Origin of the sequence: Neorhizobium sp. NPDC001467 (assembly GCF_050275975.1) — a bacterium.
Lineage (GTDB): Bacteria > Pseudomonadota > Alphaproteobacteria > Rhizobiales > Rhizobiaceae > Neorhizobium.
This window is the reverse complement of the sequence record NZ_JBNNPS010000008.1, coordinates 1-14102: the sequence shown is the minus strand read 5'-3', so window position 1 is coordinate 14102 and position 14102 is coordinate 1. Positions and strand designations below refer to the sequence as shown.

The window sequence follows — 14102 nt, the reverse complement described above, 5'->3', positions numbered from 1 at the left end:
CCGTCAGTCCAGTCGCATGGCGATGCCATGGTCGGCCATATAGCGCTTTGCCTCGCCGATCGTATAGGTGCCGAAATGGAAAATCGACGCAGCCAGAACGGCGGTTGCATGGCCATCCTTCACACCGGCAACAAGATCGTCCAGCGTGCCGACACCACCGGACGCGATGACCGGCACACGCACGGCATCGGCAATCGCGCGGGTCAGCTCCAGATCATAGCCAACCTTGGTTCCATCGCGGTCCATCGAGGTGACCAGCAATTCGCCGGCACCGCGTTCGACCATGCGGGCGGCAAATTCGACAGCATCGATACCAGTCGCGTTGCGGCCGCCATGCGTATAGATTTCCCATTCGCTTCGATTGTCGCCGCCGACAGATTGCGTCAGGCGGCGCTTGGCGTCGATCGAGACGACGATGCACTGATTGCCGAACTTGTCGGCGGCTTCCGCCACGAAATCGGGATTGTTCACCGCCGCCGAATTGATCGAAACCTTGTCGGCTCCAGCCAGGAGCAGCTTACGGATATCACCAACTGCGCGCACACCGCCGCCAACCGTCAGCGGCATGAAGCAATGATCGGCGGTCCGGGCCACGACGTCGAAAATCGTGTCGCGATTGTCCGAGGACGCGGTGATGTCGAGGAAGCAGAGTTCATCGGCACCGGCAGCATCGTAAGCCTTGGCTGCTTCCACCGGGTCACCGGCATCGATCAGATCGACAAAATTGACGCCCTTGACGACACGACCGTCCTTGACGTCGAGGCATGGAATGACGCGCGCTTTTAGGGTCATGCCTTCGCTCCCTTGGCAGCGCGGATTAGGGCAAGGGCTTCGTCCGGGTTGATACGACCATCATAAAGGGCACGGCCGGAAATAGCGCCCTCAAGCTTTGCTGCATCGGGCTCCAGCATGCGGCGGATATCGTCGAGCGAAGCAAGCCCACCGGAAGCGATCACCGGAATGGAAACGGCATCGGCCAGTTCGAGCGTCGACACCCAATTGATACCGGCCAGAATGCCGTCGCGGTCAATATCCGTGTAGATGATGGCCGAAACACCCGCGCCCTCAAACTTCTGGGCCAGCTCCACAACACCGAGCTCGGACGCTTCCGCCCAACCCTCGACCGCCACCTTGCCGCCCTTGGCATCAATGCCGACGGCGACCTGACCGGGGAAACGCTTGCAGGCTTCGATTACAAGGTTCGGGTCACGCACGGCAACGGTGCCAAGAATGACGCGTGCCAGTCCGCGCGAAAGCCATGCCTCGATATGGTCGAGCGTACGAATGCCGCCACCCAGCTGTACCGGGTTCCTGGTTGCCTTCAGGATCGCATCGACGGCAGCACCATTGATCGTCTCGCCCGCAAAGGCGCCATTGAGATCGACGACATGCAACCATTCAAACCCCTGCTCTTCAAAGGCCTTGGCCTGCGCATCCGGGTCGGTGTTGTAAACGGTGGCCTGATCCATATCGCCAAGTTTCAGGCGCACACACTGGCCGTCCTTGAGATCTATAGCCGGAAAAAGAATCATCACGGAGCCCATTTCATGAAGTTGGCAATGAGCGCGAGACCGAGCGCCTGGCTCTTTTCCGGGTGGAACTGCGAACCGACCATGTTGTCGCGGCCGACGAAAGCGGTCATCGCGCCGCCGTAATTGGTGGTAGCAATGACATCTTGCTGGTTGCGAGCGGCCAGATGGAAGGAATGGACAAAATAGGCATGCAGTCCATCGGGGCCCGTGGGAATGCCGTCAAAGACCGGATGGCTGGATCTGAGATCCAGTGTATTCCAGCCGATCTGCGGGATTTTAAGCGTGGAGTCGGATGGCGTCATTTCGACAACATCGCCATCGATCCAGCCTAGTCCCTCGGTGACGGTCTTTTCAAGGCCGCGTGAAGACATCAGCTGCATGCCGACGCAGATGCCAAGAAACGGGCGGGCCTTTGTCTCGACCGCCTCCAGCAGAGCCTGGTCCATGCCGCTGACGGCGGCCAGACCAGCGCGACAATCGGCATAGGCGCCAACGCCGGGCAGAACGATGCGATCGGCTGAAGCAACCGCGTCAGGCTTGTCGGTCAGATCGATCGTCGCGTCTATGCCCGCCTCGCGAGCGGCACGCTCGAATGCCTTGGTGGCGGACCGGAGATTTCCCGATCCGTAGTCGATGATGGCGACGCGCATCAGCGTGCTCCAATATTGTCGAAAAGGCCAAGCGCAGGCGCGCTCCAGCCTTGTGTCGATGAAGAATTCGGTTTGGCCCAGTCGGATGCCGCTGGCAGAGGCGTTGCAACGGCTTCAGGCAAATCGGCGAAGAACATCTCTTCGGCTGTCGCTAGATCCGGTGCTATTTCCATTCCCGCCATATGCCAGCCACCACTGATCAGATGGCGGATATGGAGATTGCCGCCTTCGAGTGCAACCAGCGCATGGATGGCAAGGATTGCCAGCAGGCTCGCAGTGCCGAACCCCGGTTGCCGGATGAGGAAAATCGCAAAACATTCGGCGACAAAGACAACGAAAGCTGCAAGCCGCAGACGGCGCGACAGAAGCCAGATCCAAGGCAGAAGCAATGCAGACCAGACGAAGCGATCGGCAATAAAACGTGTCGATGCGTGATCCCGGTCAGCTCCACCCGGCGGCGTCAATACAGTATAGCTGATCACGAAACCTCCTCAAAACCCGATCAGACGAGCGTTCCCTTGGTAGATGGGACACGGTCGGCCTGACGCGCGTCGATTTCGGTGGCCGTGCGCAGCACGCGCGCCACTGCCTTGAAGCAGGTCTCGGCGATATGATGGTTGTTCGCGCCGTAATGATTCAGCACATGCAGGGTAATGCCCGCATTCTGGGCAAGCGCCTGAAAAAATTCGCGCACCAGCTCGGTATCGAACGTACCGATTTTTGGCGCGCTGAAAGCAACGTTCCACACGAGGAAAGGACGGCCGGACAGATCGACGGCAGCTTTGGTCATGGTCTCGTCCATGGCGAGATCGAGCGAGGCGTAACGGGTAATGCCGCGCCGGTCGCCGAGCGCCTGCGATATCGCCTGACCGATGGCAATGCCGGTATCCTCGACTGAATGATGGTCGTCGATATGCAGGTCACCCTTCACATCGATCTCCATGTCGATCAGCGAATGTCGGCTGAGCTGTTCCAGCATATGGTCGAAGAAGCCGATGCCCGAGCTGATCTTCGACGTTCCCGTGCCGTCGAGATTGACGGAAACGGTAATCGCCGTCTCGTTCGTCCTGCGGGAAACCATTGCGGTTCGGCTGTCTTTGGCGGCGGCCATAGAACGCTCCATGCTGGGAATATGGCGGTTCATTATCAGGGGGAAGGCGAAATATCCAGAACAGCGCGGTCACAAAAGCGCAGCATTTGCATTCGCGATTTGCCCACTTACATAGACCTCGACGGCCCATCGAGGCCAAATTCAAAGAGCCCATCCAAGTGGGCAGACAGGTGCTTTAATGACGACAATCATCACGGTACGGAAGGGCGGGAAGGTGATCATGGCGGGCGATGGCCAGGTGAGCCTTGGCCAGACCGTCATGAAGGGCAACGCACGCAAGGTGCGCCGCATCGGCAAGGGCGGCGAAGTGATTGCCGGTTTTGCCGGCGCGACCGCGGATGCCTTCACGCTTCTCGATCGCCTCGAAAAGAAACTCGAACAATATCCCGGCCAGCTGATGCGCGCGGCGGTCGAACTCGCCAAGGACTGGCGCACCGACCGGTATCTTCGCCATCTCGAAGCAATGATGCTGGTGGCAGACAAGTCGATCACACTGGCAATTACGGGCAACGGCGATGTGCTTGAGCCAGAGCATGGCACGGTCGCCATCGGTTCGGGTGGCAATTATGCGTTTGCCGCCGCCCGTGCGATGATGGATTCGGAAAAGTCCGCCGAAGACATCGCTCGCACCGCGCTCGATATCGCCGCCGATATCTGCGTCTATACCAATCACAATCTGATCGTCGAAAGTCTCGACGCCGAATAATCTCCATCGCTGTCAGGACCCTTGGTGCCGGGCCGCAACGGCCGGAGCGAAGGGGGCCGAAAGGAAGACAATGACCAATTTTTCTCCCCGGGAAACCGTATCCGAGCTCGATCGCTATATCATCGGCCAGCATGAGGCCAAACGGGCGGTCGCGATCGCTCTTCGCAACCGTTGGCGCCGTCAGCAGCTCGAAGAAGGGCTGCGCGACGAAGTCATGCCCAAGAACATCCTGATGATCGGCCCGACCGGCGTCGGCAAGACGGAAATTTCCCGCCGTCTGGCAAAACTTGCCGGTGCGCCATTCATCAAGGTCGAAGCCACCAAGTTCACCGAGGTCGGTTATGTCGGCCGCGATGTCGAGCAGATCATTCGTGACCTCGTCGAGATCGGCATCGGTCTGGTGCGTGAAAAGAAGCGCGCGGAAGTGCAGGCCAAGGCGCATATGAGTGCGGAGGAACGTGTGCTCGATGCGCTGGTTGGTTCGACCGCATCGCCGGCCACCCGCGACAATTTCCGCAAGAAGCTGCGGGCTGGCGAACTGGATGACAAGGAGATCGACATCGAGGTTGCCGATACCGGTTCTGGCATGCCTGGCGGTTTCGAGATTCCAGGCATGCCGGGCGCCAATATTGGCGTGCTCAACCTGTCGGAAATGTTTGGCAAGGCCATGGGCGGCCGCACCAAGAAGGTGCGCACCACGGTGCAGAAATCCTACGGTGAACTAATCCGCGATGAATCCGACAAGCTGATCGACAACGAGGGCATCCAGCGCGAAGCCGTGCGTTCGGTCGAGAACGACGGCATTGTTTTCTTGGACGAGATCGACAAGATCGCGGCGCGCGATGGCGGCATGGGCGCCGGTGTGTCGCGCGAAGGCGTGCAGCGCGACCTGCTGCCGCTGGTCGAAGGCACGACCGTGTCGACCAAATACGGACCGGTGAAGACGGACCATATCCTGTTCATCGCCTCGGGTGCCTTCCATGTTTCCAAGCCGTCGGACCTCCTGCCGGAACTGCAGGGCCGTCTGCCAATCCGCGTGGAGCTGCGGCCTCTCGTAAAAGAGGACTTCCGCCGCATCCTGACAGAGACCGAAGCCAGCCTGATCCGCCAATACAAGGCCTTGATGGGAACGGAGGATGTCAGCCTTACGTTCACCGACGATGCCATCGATGCGTTGGCCGATGTCGCGGTTCATCTAAACGCGTCGGTGGAAAACATCGGTGCCCGACGGTTGCAGACCGTCATGGAACGGGTTCTCGATGAAATATCGTTCACCGCTCCTGATCAGGGCGGCACGTCGATCACCATCAACGCGGATTATGTGCGCAAACATGTCGGTAACATCGCGGCCGACGCCGATCTGTCCCGCTACATCCTGTAAAAGGCGTGGCCGCCGGGCCACTGTCCGGCGGCCGCTCTTCAAACTGTGATGCATTTTGCGCTTTGAAAGCTCGACAGCGCGCCTACCTTTCCCGTAAAGGAGGCGCGTTTTACTGAAAAGCGCTGGCTCCTTCCGCAGATCTGCCCAGGATCGCCGAGCGATCGGCAGGAGACGATGGTGCGAATTCTTACCGGTACATCCGCCTTTGCAGGCTTGGTTCTGACTTTGTCCTCGCTGGCGTGGTCCGCGCCGACATCCGCGTTTGCGGATACTGTCGTGCCGCCAGGCAATCGTAACATCGAGCAGCCGAAAATTCCGGGAGCCTCGGTGCGTCGCACGCGTGCCGGTCGCACGACCTTCGATGACAAATACGACAAGATCCGCGAGCTTCTGGCGACCGACAAGCCACTGATCGCGAAGATCAAGACGACGGCACGCGCTTACGGCATCGATCCTTTGCACATGGTCGGCGCGATTGTCGGTGAACACACTTATAATGTCGACGCTTACGACAGGCTGCAGAGCTATTACGTCAAAGCGGCTGCTTATGCCGGCAACAGTTTTCGTTTCGGCTATAAGGACGAAAGCATCGCCGATTTCGTGGGGCGTCCGGAATTCGCGAGCTGCAACGGCATCAGCGACTCCTACCGTCTGTGGTCTTGCCGGGAAAACATTTGGGAGAAGACCTTTCGCGGCAACCGGGTCGGCGGCACCTCCTATCCCGACAACCGTTTCAGTGCCGTCTTCTTCCAGCCATTCTATGCAGGGCAGACATTTGGTCTCGGCCAGATCAATCCGCTGACGGCTTTGATGCAGTCCGACATGGTTGCCAAGCGATCCGGTTACTCCAAGCTCGACGAAAACGATGCCGGCGAAGTCTATCGCGCCATCATGGATCCGGACAAGTCGCTCGCCTATATGGCTGCCACGATCCGCCGTTCGATCGACGATTATTCGTCAATCGCCAATGTCGATATCAGCAACAATCCCGGTATCACCGCCACTCTTTATAACACAGGCGGCTCGGCTGCGCGCGCTGCGGCGTTGAAGGCCCGCGGCGGCCTGCCGGAGGAGAATTATTACGGCTGGCTGGTCAATGACAAGCTGGCGGATTTGAAATCGCTTCTGTGAAGACTGATATAGATCCTCGATAGACAGGAGGATCGTCGATGGACATGCGTCCCGAACCTTTCGTTCCACCGGCACCGGTGCCCCGCACCGTGCCGCCTTCACGGCTTGAAATCATTCGCACCGTCCTGCGCAATCCCCTCGAACTGTGGGGAGAGCCGTCCTACACGCTGCCCTGGATCGATACCAAATTCTTTCAGGAGCGGACAATCATCATCAATGATCCCGGCCTGATCAAACACGTCCTGGTGGACAACGCCACCAATTACGAGATGTCGGAAATTCGCCAGCTGATCCTGCGACCGATCCTGCGCGATGGCCTGCTGACCGCGGAAGGATCGGTCTGGAAGCGTTCGCGCAAGGCGATGGCCCCCGTCTTCACGCCTCGCCATGCCAAGGGCTTTGCCGGTCAGATGAAGGCAAAGTCGGAAGAGTATGCGGAGAAATATGCGGATGTCAGTCCAACCGGCCGCATCCATGATGTTTCGGTCGATATGACTGAGCTTGCTTTTGCGATCCTTTCGGAAACGCTTTTTTCCGGTGACATCATTTCCGAGACCGGCAATTTCTCCGATGATGTCGACCAACTGCTGCATCGGATGGGCCGCGTCGACCCCATGGATCTCTTGCGCGCGCCAAATTGGGTTCCGCGGGTCACCCGCATCGGCGGCAAGCGCGTACTCGAAAAGTTCCGGGAAATCGTTCGCAAGACCATGGAGCATAGAAAAGCAAGAATGGCGGCCGATCCTGATAACGTGCCGCAGGATTTTCTTACGCTTTTGCTACAACTCGACGGCCCCAACGGACTGACGCTGGATGAAATCGAGGACAACATCCTGACCTTCATCGGGGCCGGCCACGAGACGACTGCGCGCGCGCTCGCCTGGACGCTTTATTGCGTCGGGCAATCTCCGCATATCCGGCAGGCGATGGAGAAAGAGATCGACCGCGTCGCGGAGAGCGGCGCAGAGCCGGTCGAATGGTTGGACCTGATGCCGAATGTGCGCGCGGCTTTCGAAGAGGCGCTTCGGCTCTATCCGCCAGCACCATCCATCAATCGTGCGGCAATCGAGGATGACAGCTGGACGTCGCCCGACGGCAAGACGGTGGAAATCGCCAAGGGCACGACCGCTCTCGTCATGCCCTGGACGTTGCATCGCCACGTGCTCTATTGGGAAAAGCCGCGCGCCTTCATGCCGGAAAGGTTTCTCCCCGAAAACCGTGGCAAGATCAGCCGTTTTCAGTATCTGCCATTCGGCGCCGGTCCGCGCGTCTGCATTGGCGCGACATTCGCCATGCAGGAAGCAGTGATCGCTCTGGCCGTTCTCATGAGGCGCTACCGCTTCGACGCGACCCCCCACACGGATCCGTGGCCGGTACAAAAGCTGACAACGCAGCCCCGCGACGGCTTGCCTATGCGGGTAACGCTGCGCACCTGACTTTGCTAAAGGCAAAGAAAAATCGGCCCGATTGCGCGGGCCGATCCGGGTCTACGCTGTTGCCGGTTATTGAACCACGACAACCTTGGTCTGGCGACCCGGCTGCACTCGGCGATAGAGATCGATGACGTCCTGATTCATAAGGCGAATGCAGCCCGATGATGCCGCGGTGCCGATCGATGCCCATTCCGGCGTGCCGTGCAGGCGGAACAGGGTGTCCTGGCCCTTTTCGTTGAAAAGGTACATGGCACGCGCGCCGAGCGGGTTGTTGAGGCCCGGGCCCATGCCGGCTTCGACGTATTTGGCGATATCAGGCTTACGCGCAGCCATTTCCTTTGGCGGATGCCAGGTCGGCCATTCCTGCTTCCATGCAACATAGGCTTCACCGGCCCAGGCGAACCCCTGCTTGCCGACGCCGATCCCGTAACGGACGGCCCTGCCACGTGGCAGGATATAATAAAGGAAGCGTTCGCGCGTATTAACGATGATCGTACCTGGACGCTCGACGGTATCGAAGTTGACGATCTGACGATGGAACTTCTTGTCCAGACGGCTGATCGGGATTGCCGGCAACGTGTAACCGGCATCGGTCACGCTGTTATAGGAGTCGGTAAAGATTTCCGAGGTTTCGACAACCGCCGGAGCGTTGGAAGCCACCTGGGTTTTAGAGGTCGTGGAGCAGCCCGCCAAGGCGAGCAGTGCCAGGCCGGACGCGATCATGCTGTTGCGGATGCGCATGGATTTCTCTTGGGAATGAAGTTTGTGAACCGAAGATGAAATGCTCACCTTTGATCGCGGTTATTTGCCATTACATTAGGCTTTGCAAGGTGCTGCGCCGCGCCAGGTCTTCGCCGGCACACAATTGAAATAGGCATGGCCTTTTTGCAACATGGCCAGCGGCCAGAGCGGAAACAGATTCTGATGACCATTGTTACGCTTGGAAACGACAACCCGCTTATCGACGGGCGGCAATCCGCCCGCGCCATGATGGTCCGGCGTGGCGTCCAGATACTGCTGAACGACATGCGCCACGCGGTCATTCCGGAATTGTCGCTTGCCAGCGGCCGACGCGCCGACTTGATCAGCGTATCCGAGAAAGGGGAAATCTGGATTGTCGAGATCAAGACCTCGATCGAGGATTTCCGCATCGATCGGAAGTGGCCGGACTATCGGCTGCATTGCGACCGGCTGTTCTTCGCCACGCACAAGGACGTGCCATGCGATATCTTCCCCGAAGACTGCGGGCTATTTCTTTCTGATGGTTACGGCAGCCATCTCCTGCGCGAGGCGCCGGAGCATCGGTTGGCGCCGACGACACGCAAGTCGGTCATGCTGAATTTCGCCCGAGCTGCCGCCCAACGCCTCATGATGGCGGAATGGGCAACCGGCAAGTCCTTTGACGAACTGTAGTTATTTCGGCGCACGCTTGGCAAGTATGCGCTGCAGGGTACGACGGTGCATGTTCAGACGTCGGGCCGTTTCCGAAACGTTGCGCTCGCACATTTCATAGACGCGTTGAATATGCTCCCAGCGCACGCGATCGGCCGACATCGGATTTTCGGGTATGTCTGCCTTTTCGCCTGGCCGCTGCGTCAATGCGTTGAAAACCTCGTCGGCATCCGCGGGTTTTGAGAGGTAGTCGACCGCGCCCAGTTTGACAGCGGTGACGGCCGTCGCGATATTTCCATAGCCTGTCAGCATGATGACGCGTGTGTCGGTACGGCTTTCACGAATGGCTTCGATCACATCCAGTCCGTTACCGTCGCCGAGCCTCAGGTCGACCACCGCGTATTTCGGGGGGCGAACCTTAGCCTTTTCGATGCCTTCGCTAACGGATTCGGCCACCTCCACGTCGAAACCACGGGTTTCCATGGCCCGCGCCAGACGTCTTACAAAAGGCCCATCGTCATCGACGAGCAAAAGTGATGCATCGGCGCCGATATAATCCGTGATGTCCAAAGCGCCGTAAGGCCCATTCCGGTCTGCAGTCATGTTTCCGTCTCCGCAAGCGCGTTCTTGCCTGCTGTTCAATATGCCCGTTATCGTCTTTTGCGGCAGCCCGGTAAAGGGCTTTCAGCCGGTTTCGGGTCGTGTCATTCGATCCGCTTCCATCCGCCAGCGCGGCCACTCGATCTCGACCCGGGCGCCACTGCCGTCCGGTTGACGGTTGCTGAAACGCAGTGTGGCGCCGGAGCGCTCCAGCAGGGTCTTGGCTATAAAAAGACCCAGTCCCAGACCTCCGGCACGATCCTGCGAGGTCGGTCGGCTGCTCATGTAGGGCTCGCCGATCCTCAAGAGCACGTCGGGTGCAAAGCCCTGGCCATCGTCTTCGATCGTGACGGCAACCTTTTCCTCATCGTGCCGGACCGTCAGGGTGACGCTGCTGGCGGCGTAATCCACGGCGTTCTCGATAAGGTTTCCCAATCCGTAAAGAATGCCGGCGTTCCTGTTGCCCACAGGTTCTCCTTGGCGCCCATTGTCTTCGACCAACTGAATATCGATCCCGAACTGCCGATGCGGCGCGGTCACTTCCTCCAGAAGGGAGGATAGCGGCAGCAATCGCATATGCTCCTCGTCATCGGTCGAAAGCGAGGTCAGCCGCCTCAGAATATCACGGCACCGTTCGCTCTGGCTGCGCAGAAGGGCGACATCCTCGCTGTATCTGTCGTTCTGGCCGAGGTCCCGCTCCATTTCCCTGGCAACGAGGGTGATGGTGGCCAGCGGCGTCCCAAGCTCATGCGCCGCTGCCGCCGCCAGCCCGTCGAGTTGCGACAGATGCTTCTCCCGCTCGAGAACAAGTTCGGTCGCCGCCAGCGCATCGGCCAGCTGCGTCGCCTCATGCGAAACCCGGTAGGCGTAGAAGGCCGCAAACGACATCATCGAGGCGATTGCGCACCAGGCGCCCAGCTGCATCACCGGCTCGATGGCCAGTGTCTGATCGGCATACCACGGCACGGGATAGGGCGTGAACGCCAGGATGGTCGTGCACAAGATCGCAAAAACCAGCAGGGCCAGCGACGGCACGAGCGGCTGCGATGCAAAGGAGATGATGACCGGTACGCAAATCAGGGGCGCAAACGGATTGGAAAGGCCGCCGGTGATGAAAAGGAGAGCGGCCATCTGCAGCAGATCAAAGCCCAAAAGCGCGAAAGCGGCCGTCGGCGCGAGACGATGCGTCGATGCGAATCGGTAGGACAGAACAAGGTTGGCCGCCGCCAGCGCCGCAATCAATAAAATTGCTTCCCTGAGAGGAAGCGGGAAATCCAGCAACTGCCAGACAATGAGGATGGTGACGCTTTGGCCGGCGACCGCAAGCCAGCGCAATCGTACCAGCGTCTGCAGACGGATCCGACGGCTGGTGTCGCCGAATTGCGCATGCCGCAGGGAGGTTCTGTCTGTCGGGCTCATGGTTCACGTCCCCCGTGGTTTTGCCCGGTTGGTCGGGGCTGCCGCTGCCGGATCTTCGGGCCAAGGATGCCGCGGATAACGGCCTCGCATCTCCGCTCTGACATCTTTCCACGATCCTGACCAGAAGCCGGGAAGGTCACGCGTTGTCTGGATCGGTCGATGTGCTGGTGAGGTCAGCTCCAGAAGGAGGGGCAGGCGACCGCCGGCGATTGCCGGATGCCGCGTTAGTCCGAACAGCTCTTGCACGCGGATGGTAAGGACCGGCTCCTCGCCGTCGTAGCGGATCGGATGCCTTTGCCCCGTCGGCGCCTCGAAATGGCTGGGCGCCATCCGCCCGAGCTCCTGCCGGATTTCGTGGGGCAGCAAGGCCCGCAGACCCTCGCCAAGGCTTGCCGGCTCGATGGCGTTCAGACTGGTCTTTCCGATTTGAAACGGAACGAACCAGTCTTCCAGCCGGGCCAGCAGCACGTCATCTCCGACATCCGGCCAGGGAGCACCAACTGTCCGATGCAGGAAGGCGATCCGATCACGCAGCTGGGTCACCTCCTTGCCAAAATCGATTGCCTGCAATCCGAGTTGTCTCAAACCGTCGGCCAGGGCTTCTGCCGCAGCGGCCCCGGTCGGGCGCGGAAGCGGTGATTCGTCGAGGATGACAGCCCCGATCCGCACGGTCCGACGCGCCCGGATCTGCCGGCTGCCCGCATCAAATATATTCTCATCCCGACGCTCAATGATATCGGCAAGAGCGGTTTCGACTTCCTGGCGATCGACTTCGGCTGCGGCCAGCACACGTGCCTGTCCGGCGCGGCCGGTGAGGTCTGCAATGACCAGCATCCGGGCCCCCGCGAGCCGGTCTGTCTCAGGTAGAACCGCACCCCGGCCGTTTGCCATGACAAAGCGGCCGATACCGCCGCGTTGAATGGCCAGCCGATCCGGATAGGCATGCAGGAGCAGGCTGCCGACGCCGGCACGGGCGTCGCTAGTGGCTGCCGCTTCGGGAAGCGAGCGTCTGATCCGGTCGGCTAGGCGCCGCCCAGCCTCGGCGCGTTCGCTCTTTTCCACGTCGAAATGTCGCAAACGGTCGTCGAGATCGACGGCGTCTCCGCCAAGCCCCGGTTCCGTCATCAGCACCGCAAGCTGGCATGCCTTTGCCGTCCGCCCCTCTTCCGCTCCGGCAATCGCCATGGCCGCGAGCCGAGGCGGAAGAGCCAGGTTCCGCATCAGCCGACCCTTGGGCGTCAGCGAAAAGGCCTGATCGAAGGCACCCAGCATGCGCAGTAACTGCCGTGCTTCCAAAAGTGCTGCAGCCGGCGGCGGATCGAGGAAAGACAAGGCAGATACATCCCGTACACCCCAGTGCGCCATGTCCAGGGCGAGACCGGACAAGTCGCTTGCCAGAATCTGCGCCAACGCGAAAGGCGGAAGGGCCGCAGTCTGGCCCTGATGCCAAAGGCGCAGAGCGATGCCTGGCTCCGTTCGTCCGGCACGGCCGGCCCGCTGCGCCGCCGCTGCCTGCGAGACCCGGGTCGTCTCCAGCCGAGTGATCCCCGTCGACGGCTCGAACACCGCCATTCTGTGCAGCCCGCTATCGATAACGATCCGCACCCCATCGATGGTAATGGAGGTTTCGGCGATCGATGTCGCCAGTACCACCTTGCGCCTGCCGGCCGGTGAGGGCCGGATGGCCAAATCCTGCTCTTTTTGCGAAAGATTGCCGAACAGCGGTACGATCGCGGTATCGGCGTCCAAGAGGCCGTCCAGCCGCCTGGCGGTTCTCAGGATTTCGGCTTGACCCGGCAGAAAGGCAAGAATGGAGCCTGTCTCGTTCCGGTGGCTGTCGACAATCGCCTTCACCATTGCATCTTCCACACGCTCGCCGCCCGGTCGATCCCGGTAACGGATATCGACGGAAAAGGCCCGCCCGGCGCTGCGGATCATCGGCGCGTCCTGCATCAACGCGCTGACGCGCTCGGTATCGAGCGTCGCCGACATCACGATGATCCGCAGATCGTCCCGCAGGCCCGCTTGCGCATCGAGCGCAAGTGCGAGCCCGAAATCCGCGTCCAGCGACCGTTCATGAAATTCGTCGAATAATACGGCGGAAATCCCGGTAAGCTCCGGGTCATCCAGGATCATTCGGGAAAAAACGCCCTCGGTGACCACCTCCACGCGCGTGTTTGCAGAAATCCGGTTATCCAGCCGCATGCGATAGCCGACTGTTTCGCCAACCTCCTCGCCAAGCAGGGACGCCATGCGGCGAGCGGCGGCCCGCGCTGCCAGGCGCCGCGGCTCGAGAAGGATGATCCGGCCGGTGCACCATGGCTGCGTCAATAGAAAGAGAGGGACGAGTGTGGTCTTGCCCGCTCCAGGCGGCGCCGCCAGAACTGCCCTTGTCCCTGCCTCCAGTGCGGCGCCGATCTGTGCGAAGGTCTCGCGTATCGGCAAATCCGGCAGGTCGGGGAAAATAGGTGGGCAGACAGGCATCGCGGATGCGCTTTCATTAAGGGTGGCATTATCGCAGACATGCCGTTCTACAGACGGAAAGACAACCATCGAACGAGAAACCATGCCAAAACCCCTGCCGCACAAGGCCGTCGCGTTTGCCTTTGAGAAAAGTGACAGATTTTTGAAAAGGGGTGTTGACTTGGAAAAGGGTGTTCGCCTATAACCCGGTCACTGACGAGGGCGGCGGCGCTGCTGGCGACGAAGTCTCTCGTTCTGAAGAAAGCCACAAAAGATTAGCGGAA

At 60.1% G+C, this 14102-nt stretch carries 14 protein-coding genes; 5 read left to right on the top strand and 9 right to left on the bottom strand.

The window, feature by feature from the left end:
- Positions 1 to 3: 3 nt before the first annotated feature.
- Genes hisF through hisB form a run of 5 tightly spaced genes read right to left on the bottom strand, consistent with a single transcriptional unit; the run spans position 4 to position 3293 of the window.
- Positions 4 to 792, bottom strand: coding sequence for an imidazole glycerol phosphate synthase subunit HisF (gene hisF / locus ACQKKX_RS15665; RefSeq protein ID WP_427571880.1), 789 nt, complete (start codon positions 790 to 792; stop codon positions 4 to 6).
- On the bottom strand, positions 789 to 1532 hold the full coding sequence (gene hisA / locus ACQKKX_RS15660) for a 1-(5-phosphoribosyl)-5-[(5-phosphoribosylamino)methylideneamino]imidazole-4-carboxamide isomerase (RefSeq protein ID WP_427571878.1): 744 nt from the start codon (positions 1530 to 1532) through the stop codon (positions 789 to 791). Before hisA ends, hisF begins: the two co-directional genes overlap by 4 nt.
- Positions 1532 to 2182, bottom strand: coding sequence for an imidazole glycerol phosphate synthase subunit HisH (gene hisH / locus ACQKKX_RS15655; protein ID WP_427571877.1), 651 nt, complete (start codon positions 2180 to 2182; stop codon positions 1532 to 1534). The genes hisA and hisH overlap by 1 nt, the downstream gene beginning before the upstream one ends.
- On the bottom strand, positions 2182 to 2664 hold the full coding sequence (locus tag ACQKKX_RS15650) for a DUF2628 domain-containing protein (RefSeq protein ID WP_427571875.1): 483 nt from the start codon (positions 2662 to 2664) through the stop codon (positions 2182 to 2184). Before ACQKKX_RS15650 ends, hisH begins: the two co-directional genes overlap by 1 nt.
- A gap of 20 nt (positions 2665 to 2684) precedes the next feature.
- Positions 2685 to 3293, bottom strand: a complete 609-nt coding sequence (gene hisB / locus ACQKKX_RS15645; protein ID WP_427571874.1) for an imidazoleglycerol-phosphate dehydratase HisB — start codon at positions 3291 to 3293, stop codon at positions 2685 to 2687.
- A 178-nt stretch (positions 3294 to 3471) separates the two neighbouring features.
- On the opposite strand from hisB, the gene hslV reads away from it, so the two are divergent.
- From hslV to ACQKKX_RS15625, 4 genes are all read left to right on the top strand, one after another.
- Positions 3472 to 3999 carry an ATP-dependent protease subunit HslV gene (hslV, locus tag ACQKKX_RS15640; RefSeq protein WP_427571873.1) on the top strand — a complete coding sequence of 176 codons (528 nt, stop codon included), beginning with the start codon at positions 3472 to 3474 and terminating at the stop codon, positions 3997 to 3999.
- A 70-nt stretch (positions 4000 to 4069) separates the two neighbouring features.
- Positions 4070 to 5380, top strand: a complete 1311-nt coding sequence (gene hslU / locus ACQKKX_RS15635; RefSeq protein ID WP_427571871.1) for an ATP-dependent protease ATPase subunit HslU — start codon at positions 4070 to 4072, stop codon at positions 5378 to 5380.
- 174 nt (positions 5381 to 5554) lie between these two features.
- A complete protein-coding gene (locus tag ACQKKX_RS15630; protein WP_427571869.1) occupies positions 5555 to 6511 on the top strand; it encodes a DUF1402 family protein in 957 nt (318 codons plus the stop codon).
- Positions 6512 to 6549: 38 nt separating this feature from the next.
- Entirely contained in the window at positions 6550 to 7947 is a 1398-nt protein-coding gene (locus ACQKKX_RS15625; protein WP_427571867.1) for a cytochrome P450, read from the top strand.
- A gap of 66 nt (positions 7948 to 8013) precedes the next feature.
- Here ACQKKX_RS15625 and ACQKKX_RS15620 read toward each other — a convergent pair whose 3' ends face one another.
- Positions 8014 to 8685, bottom strand: coding sequence for a L,D-transpeptidase (locus ACQKKX_RS15620; RefSeq protein ID WP_427571866.1), 672 nt, complete (start codon positions 8683 to 8685; stop codon positions 8014 to 8016).
- A gap of 183 nt (positions 8686 to 8868) precedes the next feature.
- On the opposite strand from ACQKKX_RS15620, the gene ACQKKX_RS15615 reads away from it, so the two are divergent.
- Positions 8869 to 9357 carry an MmcB family DNA repair protein gene (locus ACQKKX_RS15615; RefSeq protein WP_427571864.1) on the top strand — a complete coding sequence of 163 codons (489 nt, stop codon included), beginning with the start codon at positions 8869 to 8871 and terminating at the stop codon, positions 9355 to 9357.
- Here ACQKKX_RS15615 and ACQKKX_RS15610 read toward each other — a convergent pair whose 3' ends face one another.
- The 3 genes from ACQKKX_RS15610 to hrpB all read right to left on the bottom strand — a co-directional run bounded on the left by ACQKKX_RS15610 (position 9358) and on the right by hrpB (position 13839).
- A complete protein-coding gene (locus ACQKKX_RS15610) occupies positions 9358 to 9939 on the bottom strand; it encodes an ActR/PrrA/RegA family redox response regulator transcription factor (RefSeq protein ID WP_427571862.1) in 582 nt (193 codons plus the stop codon).
- An 81-nt stretch (positions 9940 to 10020) separates the two neighbouring features.
- Entirely contained in the window at positions 10021 to 11355 is a 1335-nt protein-coding gene (locus tag ACQKKX_RS15605; RefSeq protein ID WP_427571861.1) for an ActS/PrrB/RegB family redox-sensitive histidine kinase, read from the bottom strand.
- Positions 11356 to 11358: 3 nt separating this feature from the next.
- Complete coding sequence (gene hrpB, locus ACQKKX_RS15600) at positions 11359 to 13839, bottom strand: ATP-dependent helicase HrpB (RefSeq protein ID WP_427572093.1); 2481 nt, start codon at positions 13837 to 13839, stop codon at positions 11359 to 11361.
- Positions 13840 to 14102 lie beyond the last annotated feature (263 nt).

What these genes read in the sequence shown, in the direction of transcription:
- hrpB (WP_427572093.1), bottom strand. Translation starts at nt 13,839, where the DNA reads ATGCCTGTCTGCCCACCTATTTTCCCCGACCTGCCGGATTTGCCGATA.
- hisB (WP_427571874.1), bottom strand. Translation starts at nt 3,293, where the DNA reads ATGGCCGCCGCCAAAGACAGCCGAACCGCAATGGTTTCCCGCAGGACG.
- ACQKKX_RS15605 (WP_427571861.1), bottom strand. Translation starts at nt 11,355, where the DNA reads ATGAGCCCGACAGACAGAACCTCCCTGCGGCATGCGCAATTCGGCGAC.
- ACQKKX_RS15625 (WP_427571867.1), top strand. Translation starts at nt 6,550, where the DNA reads ATGGACATGCGTCCCGAACCTTTCGTTCCACCGGCACCGGTGCCCCGC.
- hisA (WP_427571878.1), bottom strand. Translation starts at nt 1,532, where the DNA reads ATGATTCTTTTTCCGGCTATAGATCTCAAGGACGGCCAGTGTGTGCGC.
- hisF (WP_427571880.1), bottom strand. Translation starts at nt 792, where the DNA reads ATGACCCTAAAAGCGCGCGTCATTCCATGCCTCGACGTCAAGGACGGT.
- ACQKKX_RS15615 (WP_427571864.1), top strand. Translation starts at nt 8,869, where the DNA reads ATGACCATTGTTACGCTTGGAAACGACAACCCGCTTATCGACGGGCGG.
- ACQKKX_RS15620 (WP_427571866.1), bottom strand. Translation starts at nt 8,685, where the DNA reads ATGCGCATCCGCAACAGCATGATCGCGTCCGGCCTGGCACTGCTCGCC.
- ACQKKX_RS15610 (WP_427571862.1), bottom strand. Translation starts at nt 9,939, where the DNA reads ATGACTGCAGACCGGAATGGGCCTTACGGCGCTTTGGACATCACGGAT.
- hslV (WP_427571873.1), top strand. Translation starts at nt 3,472, where the DNA reads ATGACGACAATCATCACGGTACGGAAGGGCGGGAAGGTGATCATGGCG.
- hslU (WP_427571871.1), top strand. Translation starts at nt 4,070, where the DNA reads ATGACCAATTTTTCTCCCCGGGAAACCGTATCCGAGCTCGATCGCTAT.
- ACQKKX_RS15630 (WP_427571869.1), top strand. Translation starts at nt 5,555, where the DNA reads ATGGTGCGAATTCTTACCGGTACATCCGCCTTTGCAGGCTTGGTTCTG.
- hisH (WP_427571877.1), bottom strand. Translation starts at nt 2,182, where the DNA reads ATGCGCGTCGCCATCATCGACTACGGATCGGGAAATCTCCGGTCCGCC.